Consider the following 479-nt stretch of genomic DNA (forward strand, 5'->3'; position numbering starts at 1 on the left):
CGCGCCAATATCGACGAGTTCACCGAAACCACCTCTCGCGCCATCGAAGTGATCGGCGGTGCAGCCAAGGGCAAGGCGATCATCGTGATGAACCCGGCCGAGCCGCCGCTGATCATGCGCGACACCGTGTTCGTCCTTTCCGAAGCGGTGGATCAGGCGCAGGTCGAGGCCTCGATCATTGAAATGGCCCAGGCCGTCCAGGCCTATGTGCCCGGCTACCGACTCAAGCAGAAGGTCCAGTTCGAGGACGTCCGCGACCTGAAGATTCCCGGCCTCGGCGTGTTCTCCGGTCTGAAGACCTCGGTGTTCCTCGAAGTCGAAGGCGCCGCCCATTACCTCCCGGCCTACGCCGGCAACCTCGACATCATGACGTCCGCCGCCATGGCCACCGCCGAGCGCATGGCCCTGTCGATGATCAACGGCTGAGGAACGACCATGAAAAAGATCTACATCTCCGACGTCACCCTGCGCGACGGCAG

Annotated in this window: 1 pseudogene; it reads left to right on the forward strand. The window is 62.8% G+C overall.

Annotated features, from left to right (window positions below):
* Positions 1 to 426 (forward strand): annotated as a pseudogene (locus DM374_RS32765) (acetaldehyde dehydrogenase); the annotation flags it as partial.
* Positions 427 to 479: the final 53 nt, after the last annotated feature.

This window comes from Pseudomonas huaxiensis, from assembly GCF_003231275.1.
GTDB lineage: Bacteria > Pseudomonadota > Gammaproteobacteria > Pseudomonadales > Pseudomonadaceae > Aquipseudomonas > Aquipseudomonas huaxiensis.